The sequence below is a fragment of the Ignavibacteriales bacterium genome (assembly GCA_016214905.1).
Taxonomy (GTDB): domain Bacteria; phylum Bacteroidota; class Ignavibacteria; order UBA10030; family SZUA-254; genus PNNN01.
The window spans coordinates 242162-264989 of sequence record JACRMQ010000006.1 but is presented as its reverse complement, the minus strand read 5'-3'; the positions used below and the strand labels follow the sequence as shown (position 1 = coordinate 264989).

Below are 22828 nucleotides of genomic sequence, written 5' to 3'. Positions count from 1 at the left end.
TAATGACACTATCAGAGAAAATGTTATTTGCGAATCCGGAGGATAATAAATCAAACGAATTAGAAGTAAATCAGCAATTAAAACAAAAGCATGGATTAAAATTCAGACGTTATTATACTAAAGAAGGTATTCACCCATTTGATCTGATTGAGTGGGAAACGCGTACCGCTAATATAACGACTGAAAAGGGTGAAATTATATTCGAACAGAAGAATGTCGAAGTTCCAAAATTTTGGTCGATGACTGCCACGAACGTTGTTGTTTCAAAATATTTTCACGGAAAGATGGGCACCCCTCAGCGCGAAACGAGCGTTAAACAGCTAATTGAGCGGGTTGCGCGCACTATCACTGTTTGGGGTAAAGAAGCAGGCTATTTTGCCTCTGTGGAAGATGGCGATATATTTTACAATGAACTTTGCTATTTGTTAGTGCATCAATACCTAGCCTTTAATAGTCCGGTATGGTTCAATGTTGGAATTGAAGAAAAGCCACAATGTTCGGCATGTTTTATAAATTCGGTAGAGGATACTATGGATTCTATACTCGAATTAGCCAAAACCGAAGGAAAACTTTTCAAATGGGGATCGGGTACAGGATCAAACCTTTCATCATTGAGATCATCTAAAGAAGGTTTATCTGGCGGAGGAACAGCTTCGGGACCTGTATCGTTTATGAAAGGTTATGATGCTTTTGCAGGTGTTATTAAATCAGGCGGAAAAACCCGCAGAGCTGCCAAGATGGTAATCCTTAACGCAGACCATCCGGATATAAAAGAATTTATACAGTGCAAAGCGAATGAAGAGAAAAAAGCATGGTCTCTGATTGATGTTGGTTACGACGGTGGATTCAACGTACCTGGTGGTGCTTACGATTCCGTTTTTTATCAAAATGCGAATCATTCCATTAGAGCATCTGATGAATTCATGCGTTGTGTAATTGAAGACCGTGAGTGGACAACTCGTGCGGTTCACGGCGGTCAACCTATGGAACGATTACGCGCGCGCGATATCATGAAAGAGATGGCTGACGCGGCATGGATTTGCGGAGATCCGGGCATGCAATTCCACACGACTATTAATAAGTGGCACACATGTCCGCAAACAGCGCCAATTAATGCTTCAAATCCTTGCAGCGAATATATGTTCCTCGACGATTCGGCATGTAATCTAGCTTCGTTGAATCTGATGAAATTCCGGAATGAAGAAGGCGAATTCAATATCGAATCTTTTTGTCAGGCAGTTTCTATCTCTATAACTGCTCAAGAGATCGAAGTTGATAACGCAAGTTACCCCACGCAAAAGATCGAACAGAACAGTCATCATTTCAGACCGTTGGGATTGGGATATGCAAATCTGGGTGCGCTCTTAATGGCGCGGGGACTTGCATATGACAGTGATGAAGGTAGATCATATTCTGCGGCGATCACCGCTTTGATGACCGGTCAAGCTTATAAACAATCAGCTCTTATTTCAAAAGAAATGGGACCGTTTAAGGGTTATAAGAAAAACCGTGATTCTATGCTTAGAGTAATGAAAATGCATGGATTTGCAGCCGACCAGATTTCAGATAAACTCGTTCCGAGTAATATGCTGACTGCGGCACGAAAAGTATGGGACGATGTTTTTGTTTTTGGTCGTGATTATGGTTTTCGAAATTCACAAACAACCGTCCTAGCACCAACTGGCACAATCGGTTTTATGATGGATTGCGACACCACCGGTGTCGAACCCGATATCGCCCTTGTAAAATATAAAAAGTTAGTTGGCGGAGGAATGCTTAAAATCGTCAATCAAACCGTACCGCTTGCGCTTAAAAAAATAGGTTATATCGATGAACAGATCGAACATATTATCGCGTATATCGATAAAAACGATACAATCGAGAGTTCCCCTCATATGCGCGAAGACCATCTACCGATATTTGATTGCGCATTCAAACCTGCCAAAGGTGCACGCTCAATCGGATACATGGGTCATATTAAAATGATGGCGGCCGTTCAACCGTTTATCTCAGGTGCAATATCCAAAACCGTGAATATGCCTTCTGATGTTTCATCAGAAGATATCTCTAATGCTTATATTGAAGCATGGCACATGGGTTTAAAAGCGATTGCAATATACCGCGATGGGTGTAAACGAACTCAACCTTTAAACACCAGTCTTGATAAGACAGCTGATGTTACCAAAAGAAAACCTCAGAGACGCCGGCTACCGGATGAACGCCAGGCACTAACCCATAAATTTTCAATTGCCGGCCATGAGGGGTATATAACCGTCGGTCTTTACGAAGATGGTACACCGGGCGAAATATTCATCACCATGTCGAAGGAAGGTTCCACAATCTCCGGATTGATGGATGCATTCGCAACATCGGTTTCTATGGCTTTGCAGTATGGCGTACCACATAGGGTTTTAATCGATAAGTTTTCGCATATGCGCTTTGAACCGAGTGGATTTACAGGCAATAAAGAAATCCCGATCGCAAAATCGATTTTGGATTATATCTTCCGCTGGCTCGATATTAAATTTTTACTTCCCGACGATCAAGTGCGAGCTTATGAAGCGAAAGATATAAGCCGGAAGGAAGATATCAGCGAAATCAAGATTATCACTGCCCCAACGCGGGAAGAAACTGAACAAGAAGTATTTCAGCAGCAATCAGACGCCCCCCCTTGCCATCAATGCGGGAGCATAATGATTAGGAGCGGATCATGCTATAAATGCCGAAATTGCGGCGAAACATCAGGTTGTTCATAATCTCGGATAAATAAAATTTCTTGAAGGCGTGAAGCACAATCGGCGACACGCCTTTTTTTATGCAAATATTATTTCGAATTCGTATATTAGTACTAATCAAAATATTCAAACGATTTAGTCTTTATGAAAATAACACCAGTAATATTTCTACTTTTTATCTTTATCACCTCTACCTTCCCCGGGAATAATTTACCTCAACTAAATATTGAGAAATCAATTCTTGGTAAGGACCACAAACAGATTTTTACATACTTTAATCCGCTCGAAATCCCTCCACCCAGTCTCGACGATAGTATCGGCAAAATTATTTTAAAATATCTTCCCAAAGAGTATAAAATTGGATGTAAAGAAATGATTTCCAAGTGGGGATCGACTGTTAAAGGAACGGAATCAACGGTATTGAGAGTTATGGCAATAAAGAATATCCCCGGATCGGCACAACATGTTTTTCTTGCATTAACATGTTTCTCAACTGCACCCGGTTACGGAGATAAGTATTACGACGAGCGTTTGTTGACGTTATCGATTCAAAGCGATTCCACGAAATTAAAATTCATCCCATCAGGTAAACCGTGCAACGAATGCTCTGAATTGACTCACATAGGTTTAGAAGACGATACATTATCGATCGGCGGAGAACCGGCAATCAGTATAAACTATGGTTCGTCAACTACGAATCCATGTTGCGACGGTTCTGTCTCTGTTATTGAACATAAAATAAAATTTTTCCAGATTACTAAACTCGGCATCAAGGAACTTCTCTCTTTAACGATGGAGCGGAGCGAAACATTTCATGATGATGTCATGGGCGATTCAACGGTGCAATATACATCTCTGATTGATTTTGAAAAAGATAAAAACGGCACTATCAACCGAGTCAATCTCAATCATAGAACGACTATCAACGATTCCATTTCCAACCGGGGTGTTACATGGTACACGTGGAATCGAAAAGCAAAGCGGTTTGATGAAGGAGCAAGATAATCAACCCGAATAGATTTTGATCGATCTATAATTAATTATTAACAACAACATTCAACATAAAGAGGAGAACAGGTTTATGAAACGAATATTTTTTATAATATCAGCATTTTTATTCCTGATTGGTGCGATAGCCGCATACGCTCAGGATGCTGCGAATGTAACGTCCGGTATTCAAATTATTGACGCTAAATTAGGCAAAGATGTAAAAGATCGAACTCTGATCGATGAATCGGCAACCTTCGATCTGAATTCCAAGATATTCTTGTGGCTCAAAGTAACCGGAGGAACTAATCAGACTATTACGGTAATATGGAAACATGGTGATTTGGTACATGCTACCGAGTTGAATGTCGGTGGATCTCCATGGCGGACATGGGCAAGCAAAACTGCCTACACCGCGGGTGATTGGTTGGTTACCGTTACAGATAATACAGGAAAAGTTTTAAAAGAGATAAATTTTAAAGTTCAATAAAATAACGATCACTACTCCCACTCGATTGTTGAGGGTGGTTTCGAACTAATATCGTAGACCACCCTATTAATTCCACGCACTTCATTAACGATCCGGCTCGATATTTTACTCAAAATTGTTGCGGGAATTTCTGCCCAATCAGCAGTCATCCCGTCAACGCTTGTAACGGCGCGCAGCGCTATAACATTTTCATATGTCCGCTGATCACCCATAACACCGACACTCTGAACCGGGAGAAATACCGCAAATGCTTGCCAGATAACATTATACAGCCCTGCTGATTTTATTTCATCAATGAATATTTTATCCGCTTCACGGAGAAGGTGCAGGCGGTCATTCATTACTTCACCTAAAATCCGTACAGCTAAACCGGGACCTGGGAACGGATGACGATCAATTAATTCATCCGGTAGACCGAGGGCTTTACCGGTTAGCCGCACTTCATCTTTAAATAATTCTCGAAATGGTTCGATCAGTTTCAGATTCATCTTATCGGGTAACCCGCCAACATTGTGATGAGTTTTGATAGTCTGAGATGGTCCTCTGAATGAAACCGATTCAATCACATCCGGATAGAGCGTACCCTGGGCAAGGAATGCCACACTACCAATTTTTTTTGCTTCCTTCTCAAATACTTCAACAAATGTTTCACCGATAATTTTCCGTTTGCGCTCAGGATTTTCAATCTTTTTTAATTTTTCCAAAAATAATTCGGAGGCATCAACATAATCTAGATTGAAATGGTAAGTATCGCGGTATAGCCGTACGACGTTATCACTCTCATCTTTGCGCATAAGACCGTTGTTCACGTGAATGCAATACAATTGGTCGCCAATTGCTTTGTGGAGTAATACAGCCAGAACGGATGAATCAACTCCACCGCTTAATGCACAGATGACATTTTCTTTTCCGACAATCGAACGTATTTCGGCAATTTTATTTTCGATGAAATATCCGGTGTTCCAGCCACCGTCGCAACCGCAAATCAGGTAAATGAAATTTGAGATAATATCTTTCCCCTGATCGGTATGAACGACTTCAGGATGAAACTGCACACCGTAAATCTTTTTCTCAAGGTTTCTTATGGCACAGATGGGCGCGTTTGTCGAATGCGCGATTGTTTTAAAATTTTCAGGAAGTTTCGTCAACGCATCACCATGACTCATCCACACCTTGGTTTCACCGATATCGTTTCCGATATTTCTAAAAAGATCGGCAGCATCTTGAATAATTAAATTAGCCGGACCAAACTCTCGTTTCGCTTGCGTATCTACTTTACCTCCCAAGTGATGCGCGATTATCTGAAGTCCGTAACATATTCCAAGGATAGGAATATTTAAACCGAAAATATTCGGGTCGGGATGAGGGGCGTCGGATTCATACACACTCGAAGGACCACCTGAAAGAATAATTCCGGAAGGACTTAATTGTTTAATTTTTTCGATTGAAAGGTTGAACGGATGTAATTCTGAAAATACACCCAGTTCTCTTACCCTACGAGCGATAAGCTGTGAATATTGAGAACCAAAATCGAGTATAATTATCCGTTCCATATTATTCAAATTAATTTACCTTGAACACTTTTTATTTTATCTTCCATCGACTGTTCGCGGTCTATTCGCGTGCCGGCATGAACAGTAGTAAATATCCTTGGCGTACCCATTTTATGCAAAACTTCGTGACATTTTTTGATAGCCGCAAATACATCGTCCCACTCACCTTCAATATTAGTGCCGTTGGCATGGAGCTGGGTTTTACAATTCGATGCGGAAAGTACCTTCTCGCATTCAGCGATATATTTTGAGAGCGATATTCCCACACCAATCGGAATTATTGTAAGATCTACGACTACTTTCATAATGCTCATGTTTGAGAATTTATTTCTGTTGATTTTAGATATTTTTTACCGGTAATGGAAAAATATGTTAGCCAATATATTATTCCGATCAACTTGCTCCCATCCTCTGCAATAATCCAATAATCACTCATTGTCATCGACTCTCGCACCTCATCGAAAAATATAGATAGCGCGAAGAAACTAAAAGCAAAAAACAAGATGATCATATCACTCTGAAGAATTATCTTTTTAAACTTGATTACAAATGTGATTCCAAGAGCAGCGTATATGAGATAAATAATTTCAGACTCAATATGGAAATATCTAGGATATATTATTTCGTGAAGCATAAAATAATCATCAAGCATTAATAATAGACCGAGAAATGAGGCATAAAGGAAAAAAAATGCGATCTCTCTTTGCTCACGCTTGCCATAGAGTAGAAAACCGATATAACCGCAAATTGCAATTGCGAATGCCCAAACAAAAGCCCCCACATTGGAAACAAATCCTATGTAAAGCGGAACCTGCGCTACAAAAAATATGTCCTGGAACAGAACATAAATTGGTTGTCCGGTTTTCCAGGAAATCAATATCACAAATCCGGTAATGAGAAGTACCGGAATTAACAATAACAATAAGAGAGGTATGCGCTTTACCGATTGTCTCCATATACTACCGAGCATTTTCTATTATCCTTATTAATGATATTTTTAGTTGCGGTTGTAGAATATACAAAAATATCTTTTCAGTAAAAATATGAACTGGCAATAATCCCACTTGTTTTTGGATCATTGCCCAAGTATTTGTAAATCCAACGGTTCAGCTTTCGTACTCAGATCATACCTGACACATGATTCAAGATATTCCTTTTTATCCGCCAGATAATAGAGATGATACCCTCTTTCCAGAAAAGTATCAGATTCCGGTCGGCATAACGCATAAACGAAAAATACATTTCGTGATAAAAGTCGGGAAGGACTTTTCTCCGGGTAGGTTTTATAAATATTTATTTCACCCGTTGAATCGCGATCAGGGAACAATTTCTTTTCAGCATCGGTATGTTGTACTAGAAGATTTTCATAAAAGTAGAGAGGTCCGGCGCCAATCATTACAATCGATGAATCCCGGAACGGATGGGATGCGACTTTCACCCGCCAATCGAGTAATTTAGTACGTTCAATGTAATCTTTAATAACATATCCGGCAGTGAGTGATAAACGCGGTTTTTGTTTGCTAAAATTATGCTCAATAATATCAATATTTATAAAAGCATAACTCAATAAACAAACTGATGTTATAATGATATACTTACGGGGTAAAATCATCCCTATTGCAAGTAACAGAAATGGAATTATCGGAATCAAATATTCCCTTTCATCTGCAAGCACAAAAAACAATATGAACATTATGACAATGGCAGCCATCATTGAAATAAAATATTTATCCCTTGCCTGAATTAATTCTTTGATTTTGTTCCTGCTCAGATAACTACAGATAAGTATGGCAATAAATCCCAACAGTCCAACAGAATATATCCCCCTATAAATGAAAAATGCGGATTGTTGTATAAATAAATAATGACGAATATCTGCAATATATATTTGCAAATCTTCCAGCGCACCCGATCTGAATATTACAGGTAAATAAAACAAAAAAGCCGATACTATTGAAATAAAGCTGATGATGATAATATTTTTCCATCTTCCTTCCCGTTCTATAAGGAAAAATAAAGGTAAAATAAAAATAATATTGGTTAAGCGGGTTGCGGCTGCCAATCCAATTACCACAGCCGACGAAGCATATTTATGATTAAGAAATAAATAATACGCAAACAATATGAACGTGAGCCCCCAAATGTAATCCAAAGTAGTAGTGGAACTTTTCCACAGAAGCGGTATAAAAGCAAATGTCCAGAGGATGATTCGTCGTGATTCAATATTCAAGAGAATAAGAATTTTATCGAAGATTATCACACCAAAACAAAAAACGATAAGAGTCACGGTGTTTGAGAAGATCGACCCTCCCAAAGCGACAAAAGGCGTGATCATTAATTCATACAATGGGAATCCGGGAAAGCGGGATATCGAATAGGTACATGTCTCCCATATCTTCGAAGCATTGTATGCAATCCTCCAGGCATCTCCATCAGATCCGTAACCTGATAGCAGAAACGGAATTCTGCTGATAAATATCAGAAGAATAAGAATAATCAGATTATCAGAACGAATTTTTGAGTTAACTGCCAACCTGCCAAACTTCATCAGAGTTTATCGATTATAAAATATTTGTTTGACTTTGTGTTTTACGATTCACACAAGTGCGTGGAACTAATTTACAATATTTTGGTAAGATATAAAAGAGTTTATGAAATGCGGTTTAATGTGATCGGAAATCTGCGTCGGCTTCCCTCAGATTGTTATCCGTGTAAATTATTTTGATGTTTGGATGAATATATATTTTATGTACTACTAACTTTTAATGTTTTCGAATTCTTATTTCACCTTTTTCAGATGATATCCTCAGGACATTCCCGCCTCCGTTTATCTTTTCAAAAACATTACTATCATGCCGAGAGTGGGATTTAAACCTGATATCGAAATCAGAATCGAATTCAACTCGTCTGCCAAGGTCTGCATCGATGGTTACGTTGGTTTTTTCCGGTATAATAATTTCAATTTTACCTTTGTATGTTTCAAATTTACTGTCATCTGAAAATTGAGCGAAATAAACTGCAACATCGCCCTTGTAAGTCTCAAGGTCAATTGCTCCTTCGAACTGTCGAACTACAATATTACCTTTATATGTCTCCATTTTTAAAGATGATTTGAGGTCTGTAATTTTTGTATCAGATTTATAATCTTTTATTTTTAGTGAAGCGGTAACCGGCATCGATATTCGATAATGAACAAACGGCATACTTCCCGAATTCACTCCGAACAAATCAAAAAACCAGGAATGATGATCATGAACCCTATCATAATCTGTTTCGATAGTCACTTCATTTCCCCTCTCCCGAATTTTAATTTCGGTATCATCAACCTTTTCTTGTTCATCATCTCCCTCACCGTCTGATACAATTTCAGCGATAATCTCAACTTTAGGATTATCCCATGTCGATATTGTAATTGACCCCTTATATGTATCGATGGAAACCTTTCCATCGGGTGGAAGATCGATTGTTTTGTTGATTGTGCGTGACTCCTGGCAAATTACGGGAAAATTAAACGATATCCCGACCAACAACAAAATCATAATTGCAAGAATAATATTTTTCATCACATAACTCCTTCTAAAGTCTGTCAATTAGATACGGTACACAAGTAAAGATGTTACAATTAAAAGTTGACTTTCTCGATCTACTTTACGAAATTACCTTGCACAATAATTTATTAACCATTTGAAAGAACAGTTATGCGCCTGATGTTTACTGTGATACTCACATCTTTAATTTTGATTTTAGGATGCAGAGCACCCGATGTTGTAGTTACAATTAAGTACGAAAAGAAACCTGTTAACGCGTTCCCCTATATTTATTATGGCGAAACTGCCACTATTTATTATACTATTTCTGGTAAAAATTTTGAGCATAAAGTAAATATGAATCGAAGCATTCAAATTACGGTACCAGAAAAGACTCAGATAAGGGCGACATTCGATAAATTTGTGAGTGACCAGAATGGCTCACGCTCCACGCTCGACGATGCCTATTACACAGCTAAAGGCAGTAATCCTGATTTCATTATAAAATAATATATTTTTTCGATTTGACTGATATGAGACCTCTGAAAAATAGAATAACTGTCATGGTGAGCAAGTTTATCCCGAGTTTATCGAGGGATCGAACCGTGACGTTTTCATCCAATTTCACGCTTCGACAAGCTCAGCGTGACAAGATATCTTTTTGTTAAAGAATATTTCAGAAGTCTCTGATATATTATTCAGTAAAGGAGGATTATTGCTATCTTGAGTTTTTAATCCGGATACTTAAAATGATCCCGGACAAACCGTAAAATGCTATACCCGATCCAGTGGAAAATTTTAGTTGAACGTCGGGGGAGGATATATTCCAGTAAAGCAAAACTTGCAGTTGTTATTGATTTAACAAAAATTTATATTACTGATGAAATTTCGAAAGGACTGATTTATGATAAATCTTATTCGAATATTCGCGTTAGTGGTTCTGTTAGCTCTAACAAGTTGCGATCTCAACTACAACTCATCGCCTGTTACTCCCATCAGACGGCAGCCAACCGAACAATTGGTATGGGTCGCAAAGTTTTTTTCCGGTGGGATTCAGTGCGATACCTCAAGTCACTACACACCACCCGATACGAAAATACTTCTTAATGCAGCAAGGATTCCTGTCATTGACGCTTTGATAGAATATTGCGCGACATGTGACGCATGTGGTTGTCCTACCTACGCTGCAAAACATTTCGCCCTTATTGAAAAGAAATATCTTGGTCAAGCTGATCGTCTCGGATTTACACCTCAACCACTACCCTGGCTGTATGTTCGAACAGATAGATCTACTTATAAATGTTCCGATAATCTATTTTTTACAATCGATAATCCAACAAATAGGAATGCATACATTGCAGCATGCAATTTACAGCTAACTTATTGGATTGAAATCTTCACCAATTTCCGTTGGAGTAATTTTACTGAAATCAACATTGGTCCTTGCAGAGATGACTCCGATCCATTCATCCAGCTTTCCCCAAACCAGCATTTTAATAAACAATTGGCACTCCGGACGATCAATAACCTTGAGAGTGGTGTATACAGAATAAAAGTTGAATACAGACTGGAGAATGATTATTATAGCTCCAATAGTTATTCGAACGAATTCAAACTCGAATGTGGTGAATAATGTATCGTTTATTTATTAGTTAGCATGGGGCTGACCAAAAAGGTTCTCTCGATACTCTGTGATGAAACTATTAACTCGAGAACCTGCATCTGTAGCCGGTTTTCCCGCCTGCTGCTTGCCGCAGGTATGGCGGGCAGGCGAGTGTTCTTCGACGACAAGTCGAAGAATGTAACGAGAGAACAAACTTATGAGCCAGCAACGCAATCTGTCCCGAAAAGGGATGCCTTAGGCAAAGATTGCGGCTACCGGATTTTCAGACCAACTCGTATAGTGGATGAGTCCCAAACAAGTTTGATTTTGGTATCTGCTTGTTGTAATATTTGCGAGTAGAGATTTTTTGATTCCATAGTAATCGGGAATATCGTATAAGGGTAAGGATTATATCATACCAAAACAGTAATGAAAAAAATCATTTATAAGAAAGCTACTGAGACGTGCAGGGAACTTCGTAAACGTTTAACACCACCGGAGGAGAAACTTTGGAATGTTTTACGTAACCGTAAGTTCTTTGGAAAGAAATTTCTCCGCCAGCACCCGCTATTTTTTTAATACATCCATAATCCATCTTACTTCATAACCGACTTCTATTGCAGCGAACACAAACTTGTAATAGAAATTGATGGTAAGAGTCATGATTACCAAAAAGATTATGATGAACTTCGCACACACATAATTAACGCGCTTGGGATAAACGTAATCAGGTTCAAGAGCAGTGAAATTGAAAATGATTTGCCGAGCGTGGTGAAGAGATTAGAAGATATCCTTAACATTGAACTCACCCTATAATCCCTCTCTAATTTTAGAGAGGGATGGATACCTCCCCTTCTCTACGAGTAGAGAAGGGGCTGGGGGATGAGTCCCAAACAAGTTTGACTTTGGCAAGAGCTTTTTGTAATATGTGCAGAATATATTTTATGGGTGCAGACGATGGGAAACAGAACTAAACCAATAAAAAATATGGAATCTATCTTACACTCTGTGTGCTGGTCAGCCACTGGCGGATTTGATAGCCCGCCATATTGTAGTATAATTTATAGTTAACGTGCAATATCAGCAATTCGAAGGATCATATGCGTATGAAATCTAAGTACATATATTTTGCAATCTCGCTGGGATTTCTGCTTCACCTGATTTCTTGTTCACCGAGTAATCGCTCCACGAAGATGAGACCGAGCCCTGACGAGGTCAAAGCATCAGACGTGGAATTCAAGTCTCTTGAGGAGTACACAACGAATGAAGAGTTGTGGTTTTCAGTAAGAGTAACGGTTAAAAGCAATCTGTTATCAACAAAACACATTGGTGTAGAACTCCAAGGTATAGACAAAGATGGCTTTGAAATTGAGGAATTTCATCTTGAATCGGATTTTGCACCAGGGGAATCGAAAGTACTTTCAGACAAAACTTTCTTGAAGACAAAGTTACTTCAGAGTGTTGTTCGTTGGCAAATTGGTTCAATATATTACTCAGAATAACATGGCCTCTAACCAGCGGCGCTGGCTAGTGGAATGAGCATCAATTAATTATTCTTTGATGCTCGTTCCGAAAGGGACTTTCGGAACGAAAACTCTGGGCATTTCCATGCAGAGCGTGGAAACGAGCGACAATTAATCACTCCTTCTAAATCCCCCCACCCTTTCCCACTCTCATAAATACAAAAGCCCATCCCGATTATTCATCAGAATGGCCTTTGATAATAAAGTGATTTAATTATCTTAGATCAGGTCTTGCTGCCGGCTTTATAAATATCGAATCAGAAATCTCTTCATTGAAAATTATCTTATCAAACTTAATTTTTTGAGGCATCCCTCCACCTACTTCCTGAGAAAATGGCATCATCAGCTTACCAACTTTCCTGTAATCACCGAGAGTGGTAACGACTTCTGTTTCCTTACCCATCATCTTCATCTTTTCAGATTCCTGAACGATGAGATAAGTTTTTGCGTCGAGGTAAATATGATGTTCCGTTGTGTCTTGCCGGATTACCTTGAGATGAAAAACCGATTTCTCTCCAATCTTTTCATTTCCAACAAGCTCAAGCTTATAATTCTTTTCCTTCCAATCGACCATAAATCCATCCAGATCGGCTTGTTCTTTTACACTCTGTACTTCATCCGCCTTCATATCAATCGGGTCTAAAGTCCCAGCCATCGGAATAATTTGCCATCCGGTTTTACCATCATACGCCTGAACGATATTTACTTTACCCATCACCATATCCGACCTAAATCCGCCTGAACGTTTTTGATAGATAGTGGTGGGATACTCTTTCCCCATCATATTAATCTTGCCTGTTGTCTGAATTGTTTGAACGGCTTTGATGTTCTTCAATCCGCCGCGGGCTTCATAATGTTTCTTCAATATTACATCAAGCGTTTGGGCTTGAGTAAATATTGCACAGATTGCAGTGATTAAGAATAATACGGTTATTTTCCTGAACATGGCTATCTCCTATTTTTAGAATGATAAAAATTTAGACATGAAAATGTAAGAATATCTTCGGAAGTAAACAAAAAAGTCCGACTACCGAATCATCCCGGCAGCCGGACCTCACTATAGGAGAGTGATTTTTATTTCAGTAATGACATTTTCTGGATTTCCGTAAACGAACCGGCTCTTGAACCATCGGAATTCTTTTCTTCGACTGTTAATCTATAGAAATAAATTCCTGATGCTAATTTATCGGCTGAAAATTCCGAGTCATAAGAACCTGCGCTAAGTTCTTCAGAGTTGAAGAGGGACGCAACTTCCTGGCCAAGCATGTTGAATACTTTCAATGTTACCAACGAGTTTTTTCGAATATCAAACGAAATTGTTGTTGTTGGATTAAAAGGGTTCGGATAGTTTTGTTTGAGTGAAGATGTTACAGGAATATCTGGCTGAATGTCAGTAACCCCAACTATATCGCTTAACGGGCGCTTCCATACACCATTACCGCTAGTGCCGGCAAACATCCAGTTATTATGGATTGTAAATGAATATCGATAGTTGGTACTTGGAAGATCTGAAGAAATTTTTGTCCAGTTATTCCCGTTATTTGTGCTCCGAAAAATTCCATTATTCGGACTGCAAGCAAAGATGTCTTTACCGTAGCCGAGGAATTGAGTCACAGTACCACTCGAGGGAAGTGAAGTTCGTTGCTGCCATGTATCACCGTTATTCGATGATCGATAATGTGTGGAACTAAACATTCCTCCTGCAAAAAGATAAGATCCGTTGGAAGCAATAGCATCTACCTGAAAATATGCCGCCATTCCTGAATCAGATTTTATCCATGAAATACCCTCATCGGTAGTCCGGTATACATTCATTCCGTGGGCATAAACAGTATTACCAATGAGTGTTACATAATTAAAGTTCACGAACAGTCCCAGTGCAGAATCTGTGCGAAACCAGGAATCGCCATTATTAGTACTCTTGTAAATCCTGCCATTGTAAGCTGTTAGCAAGCTCGTACCACTTGAAACCATCGATTGTATACCACCATAGGTCGATAAACCATCTCCCACCTGATTCCATGTAGCACCGCCATCGGTGGAGCGCTCAAGGCCAGTGGCTGGATTGTCGCTAACAAAAAGTGTGGAACCATTCACATACACAAGCGTTGGCATACTTGATGAATCTTTCAGATTACCACGCACATTGTTCCAACTGCTGCCTTCATCTATTGTTTTAAAAACGCTATTACCGTTTGCATACAATGTTGAACCGTCCATAATAAAATTGCTCATGTCTCTGGCTTTTAATCCGTTTATTATTTGATTCCAAGTTACCCCATTGTCAGTTGATTTGTAAATTCCATTAGCGATTGTTCCTGCGTATATTGTGGATCCCACAATTCTCACACAGGTAAAGTTCATTAACGGCAATCCTCCCGATGTAGGTGTCCAGGATGATCCACCATTGGTGCTGCGGTAGAGATGATTATTAGCTGATGCAAATACCAATGAACCGTTTGCAGCAATTCCACTGATGCCGGAGTAGTTGGAAATTCCATTTTCAGATTGAGTCCACGTATCCCCATTATTGGTTGTTTTATACAGATAAGATCCGCCTGCATAAATATTCGATCCATCAAGAAACATTGTGTAATACATCGAATAATCGGCGGGTAATCCTGTGCTGGCAGCAGACCATGAAGTGCCCATATCGATCGAACGATACATGGTTACTGTGCTGCTCCAATCAGATGCGCTCACGAGAATGGTCGTCCCATTCGCGACGATACTACCAACATAAGTATTTGTTCCACCCCCCGGCAATCCTGAGCTTGCCATCATCCATGTGGCTCCATTATCGGTTGAGTGATAGACACCTTTTCCCATAGTACCGGCAAAAACATGCGATCCAATGACAGCAAAACTATTAACACCGTTAGCAGTGGGTAAACCGGTTGCTGCTGTCCATGTCTCACCATCATCAGTAGAGAGGTAGACGCCGACAGTACCTGAAGCGAGAATGCATGAGCCGCTCTTATTAATTGCTGTAACCGTCTGATAACCCATTCCGTTAATTTTTTGTTCCCAGGTGGTTCCGTTATTTGTGGAGCGATAAACACCTGCAGCCGACATCCCTGCATATAGATTCACTCCATCCTGATAAATTACAAAAGCGGCACCACCTTCCGGACCTGATGTCTGAATCCACTGTGATGATGCCAAATTATAAAAGATTAAGATTACCAAAAAGATATTAACAAATTTTTTCATTTTTATTTTCCTATAAAAAAAAGCCCCAGTTGATTAAACTGGGGCTAAATATATTTGAACTATTACTTACTTTAATAAAGACATTTTATGGATTTCCGTGAACGAACCGGCTTTTGTCCCATCAGCATTTTTCTCTTCGACTGTTAATCGATAGAAATAAATACCTGATGCCAGCTTATCAGCATTGAATTCATTATCATATGAACCGGCATTCAGTTCTTCGTTATTGAAGAATGAAGCAACTTCCTGACCGAGCATGTTGAATACTTTCAATGTTACCAACGAGTTGTTTCGAATAACAAACGAAATTGTTGTCGTCGGATTGAACGGATTCGGATAGTTCTGGAATATTTTTGCCGCAACAGGCATGTCTGCTACATCAACCTGATCAAGCTCATCTGAAGCAGATTCATAATCAGAAGATGTTTCTGTCGTGGTTGGTCTTAGCTGTGTTAATGCCACAGCACCATCCGGGAATTTTAAGAATGGGACTGTAGCAAGATCAACCACTCCGTTGACTGTCAGAGTTGCACCAGTTTCAAAAGATGCTGTGTCCAACGGACCAATGAAAGCATGGTTAATGTTATGAACAGTTTGATACAGATCTTCATAGAATGGATTCACACCTTGATGACTGCCGTCATTATACAGCGGGTTCTCCTGCGAATAATATGTCATTGCGCTATCGGCAACCTCGGAGATATCGAGAATCGATTTACCATCGAAGATGCTTGTATCGTCTCTATATTCCAATTCACCGAATCCTAGAGGTGTTTTACCTAATTGACTGGCAGCAATGTTAAACTTTAAAGCAACAAGTTCGGCAAATAAACTGTTAGGTGTTTTCTTCGGATCTAAACCTTTCAATTCACCTTTCATGAATTTACGCTTTAGACTTCCGGGTGTACCCGTGGAATCAAATCCCCTTGCCAAACCAGTGTGCAAGTAAGTTTTATTGCGTAATGTTTTTTGAATTGTACCCCAGTTTTTTCCTGCGTTCTTCTTCGGATCCCATCCGCGTACTACAACCCAGGCCCTAACTTTGGCGGAATCTTTTATTGGTTTCCATTTCCCCGGTGATGCTTCATAAATATGCGAGATACCAACCCTTAATCCACCACCTTCATCACTTTCAGTTGCACCAGGTTGGAATCCACCCTGAACCACAACTTCTTCTAACAGATTTGTCCAGTTCGGATATAATCCTTTACCTCGTTTAACAGGTTTTACAAAACCACCTTTTGAGTCGGGGATTGTAAGTGAATCTGGAGGGAGAGAAACGAACATATCCGGTGCTGTTATTATCGTTAAGGGACTTGCTAAACTTACAGACCCATCAGGATTTGTTACAGTTAAATATCTATCTCCGGAAATATCCGGTGTGAGAACTACAGTTAACTCACTATCAGACTGGGCTGCAAAACTTGATACTGAAGTACATGGATTGCAAACATCAACTGAGGTCGTCGTGCTTAACATTTTTCCCATTAGGGAGAATGGTCCACCCCGAATCGGACGCTTCGTTGATAAACGTTCAATAAATGGAGGTCTCACAACGGACGATGAGGCTCCTGTAACTACGAGATCTTGGAAACCATCACCATCGAGATCACAAACTGCAACTTGGTTGAAGTCGCCTACATTGATATCAATCAGCATCAGCTTTTTTCTTTCAAAACTTACTGTTGTATCAGGTGGATTTGTTCTGTTATAAAAAACAGTCCATTCAATTTTTTGGTAAGTAAAATCTGATATAGTTTTTGCTGATTTAGCTGGTGCAAAGTGAACACCCGGCTCATCAATAGCGATATCACTTCTGCCATCTCCGTCTAAGTCGGTGACTATAAGACTCAATCGCTTTGGAGATGATGCCACACCAGTTGCAGGATCAACAGGGTGATAGAATCTAAAAGTTCCATCGCCATTATCTAAACAAACTGTTACAAGACTGGAATCATCATCCAAAATAACTGCATCTGTTAATCCGTCACCATTCATATCGCGGCATGCAAGTGATCGCCGTGTTGGTGATTCACGCAGGACTGCACTGCTGACTAAAGATAGTGAACCACCGGCACCGCCGCCGCCGCTTCCATAACGATAAACATCTAAACTATTATGAGATAGAGAGAAAATATCGAAGAATGAAGATCTAGGAACAAGAACCATTGCCGTTCCTTTTACAGTACCATCCCATCCTTTATGTCTTATTTTCAAACTCGAGAAACCTGTTTCAGATAACGGATTCGTTATTACCACAAGAGTGTCCTCTGTTGTACCCTGTATCGCAAACACGATGTCAGGCTTACCGTCGCCATCAATATCTTTCATCTCAGATGCCATGGTACGAAGACGGAAGTTAGCCGGCATCCATTTTTTCTGGACTTTTGTAGGACTCTCCCGGAACATCCCTGGTCGTGTTAGATCACCAAGTAAAAGTGCAAAATTCGTGAAGCCTGTACTTCTGGAAGTTAGGGCAGCACAAACATCCGAAAGCCCATCTCCATCAAGGTCACCAACAGCAAAGCCATCGCAATCATCATCTATTCCATCAAAGAAAGAGGTAACCATAGCTCTTGAAGAACTACCGTTATCAGATCTTTTTAAAAGTGTAACGTGTCCGCTTTTTGTATGTTTACTCAAGGCAACTATATCTCCCTTGCCGTCTCCATCCATATCGCCGCCGCGTACAAATTGACTTTCTAACTGATCAAGTTGCGGTGGTGCGTAAACGAGTACCGGTGATACCGTGATCGGTTTGAGCACAGCGCAAACACCTGATGGACAAGTGATTGTCATTCTTTCAAGAATGTGGGGCGCTGCAAATGTTCGTGCGGCGACCGGAACCGTAACATGCAATAATGTCGGACTTTCACGAATGAAAATTGCGTCGAAATCTCCGATCTGAACCGAAGACACATCTTGTAAATTATCTCCTTCAATCGTGATTACTGATCCCACCGGACATATATCCGGCGACAAACTTGAAACGAATGGCGGACTAATTGTAGTGGAGCGGCAACTTACAAAAGCGAAATCACAATCATTATCCATATCGAATTTACCGACTGCGAATAATTTATCTCTTCCATCGTCATCACAATCATCCAAACTTATCGCACTAAACCTGATAATTGGTTCTCCCGGAGGTAATCCATTCAATAAACATACTGTCGTTCTTGAGACAAGATCTCCGGCACAAACAATATCCAATCTGCCATCACCATCTACATCAGCCATACTAACTGGTTTATGTTGCCGCCTTCCGGTTGCCATCCCTGATCCAGCTTCCCTGGCAGTTGGAATAACTCTGCCACTGTTAAGTGGATCACCGAAGAAGACATTCACAATACCGGAATCACTCCGTAACGCCACAATATCGGCGTGTCCATCACCATCAAGATCAGCGACAGCAACACCGGAGTACGGTTTACCATCATCAACAATCTGCGTCCGTGAAAATTCAAAATCTGTCTGATTATTTTGGAAAACATAGATCCCGCTGCCTGTTGCAGCAACGATATCCATGTCTCCATCGCTATCCAGATCATTAAAATTAGCGTCATCGCATTCTTCGCCTCCGACGATCAACCCTCTGGAAACCGACTCACCGGGTTTATCAAAATTTTTCACCACATGCAACATCGCCGGTTGACCACCACCTGCCGGTGTGCCATACACAATATCTAACGAGTCATCATTGGAGAGCTTCTGCAATGCAACCAATCCGGGTCCCCCTGCAAATGTACCATTCATTATTCTTAATGACGCCCCCGCGGGACGTTCCAAACCACCGACGAGATAAACTTTTCGTTCACCGGTGGATTTGTGAGTTACCACTCCTATTTGATCGATGACGCCATCACCGTCGGAATCAGCCGTCGCCAAATCGTCGCAGTCCTCATCTTCACCATATGTGACCGTCGCAATGAACGGTCTGGCATTCTCAAAGCTTCCATCCTCATATGCTTTCATTATGATAACGTGGCCCCGGCAGCAATTTCCCTTGGCGCCGAGCATGATGATATCATCCTTTCCATCTCCGTCCACATCACCTGATCTAATATCCCTAATCGATAAATCACTGATATTCGGCAGATATGAAACAGTGTTGGATAGTATTTTAAACTCCGGTCCTGGAGGTAAATTAGACAAGCCACCGACGATAACACTCACCGGGAAAACACCGCCCGTTAATGGACTAATCGGCTGAGTTAAAACAACTCGCAACTCACCAAGAGCTGATCCCTTTATTATCGGAGTATTATCGCCGAGAGATACTAAGTTCTCTGAGGGAACCTCAGAAAATCCGCTACCTGAAATTGTGATTATCGTACCTACCGGTCCTGAAGTTGGCGATATCGAAGTTATAACCGGACGCGGATTAGGGGTTGCATTTGTTAGCTCGAGGTGCATCGGCTCTGTGGCCGGAGACCATGATGAACCTCCATCCAGGCTTATTTCAGTGAAGATATCAAAGAAACTGCTAACCTGATATGTTCCGTCAGGCATCGACCTCAGACTAGTTCTTCCCAATGATGCGCGCGTGGGGCTCTCACGAAGCCTTATCGCAGATCCGCCTCCTACAGCTTCAAAATCACATACCAACATTTCCGTGTCAAAATAGGTGACACCTCCATCGTCATGCTGATTCGTGCAAGCCAAAGAGACAGATGAGACATTGCTTTTTGGGCTCCAAATTAATCCATCCAGGGAAACTTCAGTAAAAATGTCAAAAAATGAACTTACAGTTGCCCGGGCGCCAAAAGGCGGTACAGGTATCGTGGTGGTGGCTGGAATTCTTCTTAAAGCCACATTTCTGATCTGCACGCCGTTTTCGAATGTCGTTACTCCGTAACTTGACGGAGTAAAATCCATTCCCTCGGGTGGAAAAGTATTCGATGTAACTGAAACACTTGATGGTGAACTGCTGAAATCTAATGATATCGCTTCACTTGCCGGTGTCCATGTTGCTCCGCCATCAAGACTAACTTCAGTAAATACATCGAAGAAACTACTTATCATGAATCCTGCCGCGGCATTTGGTCCTGGCTTTATTCTTAAGCGGCCGGTTGAAGCTTTTGAAGGACTTTCACGAACCATGACCCCTCCGGGCAATGTTCCACCGGACAGACTCATAGCGAGCATTTCAGTATCGAAGACGCGCGTATCACCAACATCAGCAACATGGAAAAGATGAACTTGCATATCGCAGGTTGCTGAATAATCATTTGTCGTGCTTCCGCCATCAAACGAAAAACTTATCTTTGTAAAATTCAAGCTAAGGGTTTGAGTGGAGGAAGATCCAAGCGGCGGTAACGGTGAAGATGATTGGTTAGTTGCAATAAGTAAATTTCCTAATTGAATTGTCTGAGAGAAAGAAACCGGCGGACTACCAGCAGCTGACGAAAATTGTCCTTCCGGAGGATAACTATCAGACGAGAATAAATGTACAGGTGCCTCGTTGTGCAATTTTACACGTGATGAAGCTGCGGATTGTATCCATGTTGCTCCTCCATCCAAACTAATTTCTGTAAAAATATCAAAGAAACTGCCGATTCTAAAAGAAGCATCGGTTACTTTTTTTATTTTTGTAGTGCCTGTTGATTGAAGCGTCGGACTTTCTCTAAGCATTACGCCACCCGGCAATGAGCCACTGACTTCCATTGAAAGCATCTCCGTGCTGAATGTTCGCTCATCAGTTGTGGCAGATGAATATTGAGCGCTGAATGATAGAGTACCGGGCACATCATGCGTTGTCCACGTAGTTCCATCTACCGAGTAACATAAAGTATAAATTACCTCAGTAGAATATGTAGCCGACATTCCGGGTTCCGGTGGCTGGGCTTGCGTCCGACCATTGTGAATTGCATGTATCCTCATCCGCGCTGATGTTGGCGGATAGGTAATTTCGCTGAAACCGATTAACTGACCATAACTCGGCAAATTATCGTTTGAGTAGGAAGCTCCCTGCGCTCCTGCTTGGTTGAAGTTTATGAGCATTAACAAAACTATAACACTCATAATCGAAAAATTAAAGTATTTCATAATTAATCCTTTAGTGAATTGTTTGCTGTGTTAGATAAATGTGAGGGTGTGAAAGATATATTTTTGAAGTGAAAATTCTTTGGCGTATGTAGATCAATTTAGTATTCTCCCATAAAGCAAAACATCTTTTGAATATTTGAAACGAGAAAAATTGTATCCATTTTTCAATTAATTATTTCATCACTATTATTATTAGATAAATATTTCGTATAATTTCCCTCTATTGAGAAGGAGTTCCAATGATAGGTATCAATTTTGAAATTGATTTAAATCAAGAAGTAATAATACAGCTAAAATCGGTTAGATAGCTATAAGATTCAGTATGATGCTTTGTATCGAGGGATTATAAAAACAGGTAAAAAAAATGAATGTGGATATCCAAACCACAATCAATCACTATCCATCTTCGGGAGAAGGGACCTTAAAGCTTCGAGATCAATAATTCTAATTTCAGACCGTGTTCTTACAATTAATTTCTTGTCTGTAAATAAGTGAAGTGTTCTTGATAACGACTCAGGTGTTGTTCCTATCATCTGAGCCATCTCTTCTCTGGACAATGAATTTGGTATAATCAATCGATTCCGGCGGCTTTCCTCATTATCCTCGATAAGAAATAACAACAGTCGTGCAACTCTTTGGCGAACATTTTCATGAGTGATTGACATTGTTTGCTCCTCGGACGCACGCAGGTCGCTACTCAGTTTTGCCATAACACGAAGCGCGAATTCCGGAGATTCTTTAATCGCCTGAAGAAATATTTCTTTTTGAATTGCACACAGGGTTGTTTCTTCCAGCGCCATAGCATCTGCCGTGTACGGTTCACCCGATAAAACTGCGCGGTGGCCGAAAATATCTCCCGGTCCACGAAGGCGTATCACTAATTTCTCTCCCTTCCACCCGGTTTTAGATAACTTCACATATCCTGAAAAAACATGATATATCATAAATGCCGGATTTCCTTCTGAGAAAATAAGTTGTCCGGGTTGATAATGATACGTAATCTTCTCCCTCTCCATTCGTTCGAGGAGCGACTGAGGCAGCGCGCAAAAGATGCTACCTTTGCGGTGACTGCATGAAGTGCATATAGAAGGTTTTTCTTTCATTCAAATATTATCTTTTATTTCCTTAAAAAGATAATAATATCTGAGA

The 22828-nt window shown here is 40.4% G+C and carries 17 protein-coding genes; 8 read left to right on the top strand and 9 right to left on the bottom strand.

Annotation, left to right across the window (positions count from 1 at the left end; translation table 11 throughout):
- Window positions 1-20 precede the first annotated feature (20 nt).
- From HZB59_04965 to HZB59_04955, 3 genes are all read left to right on the top strand, one after another.
- Window positions 21-2756 carry a vitamin B12-dependent ribonucleotide reductase gene (locus tag HZB59_04965; protein MBI5020766.1) on the top strand — a complete coding sequence of 912 codons (2736 nt, stop codon included), beginning with the start codon at window positions 21-23 and terminating at the stop codon, window positions 2754-2756.
- A gap of 123 nt (window positions 2757-2879) precedes the next feature.
- A complete protein-coding gene (locus HZB59_04960) occupies window positions 2880-3740 on the top strand; it encodes a hypothetical protein (GenBank protein ID MBI5020765.1) in 861 nt (286 codons plus the stop codon).
- A 76-nt stretch (window positions 3741-3816) separates the two neighbouring features.
- Window positions 3817-4212, top strand: coding sequence for a DUF2914 domain-containing protein (locus HZB59_04955; GenBank protein ID MBI5020764.1), 396 nt, complete (start codon window positions 3817-3819; stop codon window positions 4210-4212).
- A gap of 11 nt (window positions 4213-4223) precedes the next feature.
- Here HZB59_04955 and guaA read toward each other — a convergent pair whose 3' ends face one another.
- The 5 genes from guaA to HZB59_04930 all read right to left on the bottom strand — a co-directional run bounded on the left by guaA (window position 4224) and on the right by HZB59_04930 (window position 9328).
- Window positions 4224-5765 carry a glutamine-hydrolyzing GMP synthase gene (gene guaA / locus HZB59_04950; protein ID MBI5020763.1) on the bottom strand — a complete coding sequence of 514 codons (1542 nt, stop codon included), beginning with the start codon at window positions 5763-5765 and terminating at the stop codon, window positions 4224-4226.
- Between the two features lie 5 nt (window positions 5766-5770).
- The gene (locus HZB59_04945) at window positions 5771-6070 is read right to left on the bottom strand and encodes an MTH1187 family thiamine-binding protein (GenBank protein MBI5020762.1); all 300 of its coding nucleotides are present in this window, start codon (window positions 6068-6070) and stop codon (window positions 5771-5773) included.
- 5 nt (window positions 6071-6075) lie between these two features.
- Window positions 6076-6735, bottom strand: coding sequence for a hypothetical protein (locus tag HZB59_04940; GenBank protein ID MBI5020761.1), 660 nt, complete (start codon window positions 6733-6735; stop codon window positions 6076-6078).
- Window positions 6736-6840: 105 nt separating this feature from the next.
- Window positions 6841-8313: a hypothetical protein gene (locus tag HZB59_04935; protein MBI5020760.1), complete on the bottom strand. Its 1473-nt coding sequence runs from the start codon at window positions 8311-8313 to the stop codon at window positions 6841-6843.
- 214 nt (window positions 8314-8527) lie between these two features.
- Window positions 8528-9328 (bottom strand): DUF4097 family beta strand repeat protein, encoded by an 801-nt coding sequence (locus HZB59_04930; GenBank protein MBI5020759.1) that lies wholly within the window; start codon window positions 9326-9328, stop codon window positions 8528-8530.
- A gap of 144 nt (window positions 9329-9472) precedes the next feature.
- Between HZB59_04930 and HZB59_04925 the strand changes: the two genes are divergently transcribed.
- From HZB59_04925 to HZB59_04905, 5 genes are all read left to right on the top strand, one after another.
- Complete coding sequence (locus HZB59_04925; protein MBI5020758.1) at window positions 9473-9802, top strand: hypothetical protein; 330 nt, start codon at window positions 9473-9475, stop codon at window positions 9800-9802.
- 394 nt (window positions 9803-10196) lie between these two features.
- Window positions 10197-10925, top strand: a complete 729-nt coding sequence (locus tag HZB59_04920; protein ID MBI5020757.1) for a hypothetical protein — start codon at window positions 10197-10199, stop codon at window positions 10923-10925.
- Between the two features lie 399 nt (window positions 10926-11324).
- Window positions 11325-11474: a DUF559 domain-containing protein gene (locus HZB59_04915; protein ID MBI5020756.1), complete on the top strand. Its 150-nt coding sequence runs from the start codon at window positions 11325-11327 to the stop codon at window positions 11472-11474.
- Between the two features lie 3 nt (window positions 11475-11477).
- On the top strand, window positions 11478-11711 hold the full coding sequence (locus HZB59_04910; protein ID MBI5020755.1) for a DUF559 domain-containing protein: 234 nt from the start codon (window positions 11478-11480) through the stop codon (window positions 11709-11711).
- Window positions 11712-12001: 290 nt separating this feature from the next.
- Complete coding sequence (locus tag HZB59_04905) at window positions 12002-12397, top strand: hypothetical protein (GenBank protein ID MBI5020754.1); 396 nt, start codon at window positions 12002-12004, stop codon at window positions 12395-12397.
- Window positions 12398-12632: 235 nt separating this feature from the next.
- On the opposite strand, the gene HZB59_04900 is transcribed toward HZB59_04905, so the two are convergent.
- The 4 genes from HZB59_04900 to HZB59_04885 all read right to left on the bottom strand — a co-directional run bounded on the left by HZB59_04900 (window position 12633) and on the right by HZB59_04885 (window position 22782).
- Complete coding sequence (locus HZB59_04900) at window positions 12633-13364, bottom strand: hypothetical protein (GenBank protein ID MBI5020753.1); 732 nt, start codon at window positions 13362-13364, stop codon at window positions 12633-12635.
- A 128-nt stretch (window positions 13365-13492) separates the two neighbouring features.
- Window positions 13493-15631 (bottom strand): T9SS type A sorting domain-containing protein, encoded by a 2139-nt coding sequence (locus HZB59_04895; GenBank protein ID MBI5020752.1) that lies wholly within the window; start codon window positions 15629-15631, stop codon window positions 13493-13495.
- A gap of 66 nt (window positions 15632-15697) precedes the next feature.
- Window positions 15698-21679: a VCBS repeat-containing protein gene (locus HZB59_04890; protein MBI5020751.1), complete on the bottom strand. Its 5982-nt coding sequence runs from the start codon at window positions 21677-21679 to the stop codon at window positions 15698-15700.
- Window positions 21680-22068: 389 nt separating this feature from the next.
- Window positions 22069-22782, bottom strand: coding sequence for a Crp/Fnr family transcriptional regulator (locus tag HZB59_04885; GenBank protein ID MBI5020750.1), 714 nt, complete (start codon window positions 22780-22782; stop codon window positions 22069-22071).
- Window positions 22783-22828 lie beyond the last annotated feature (46 nt).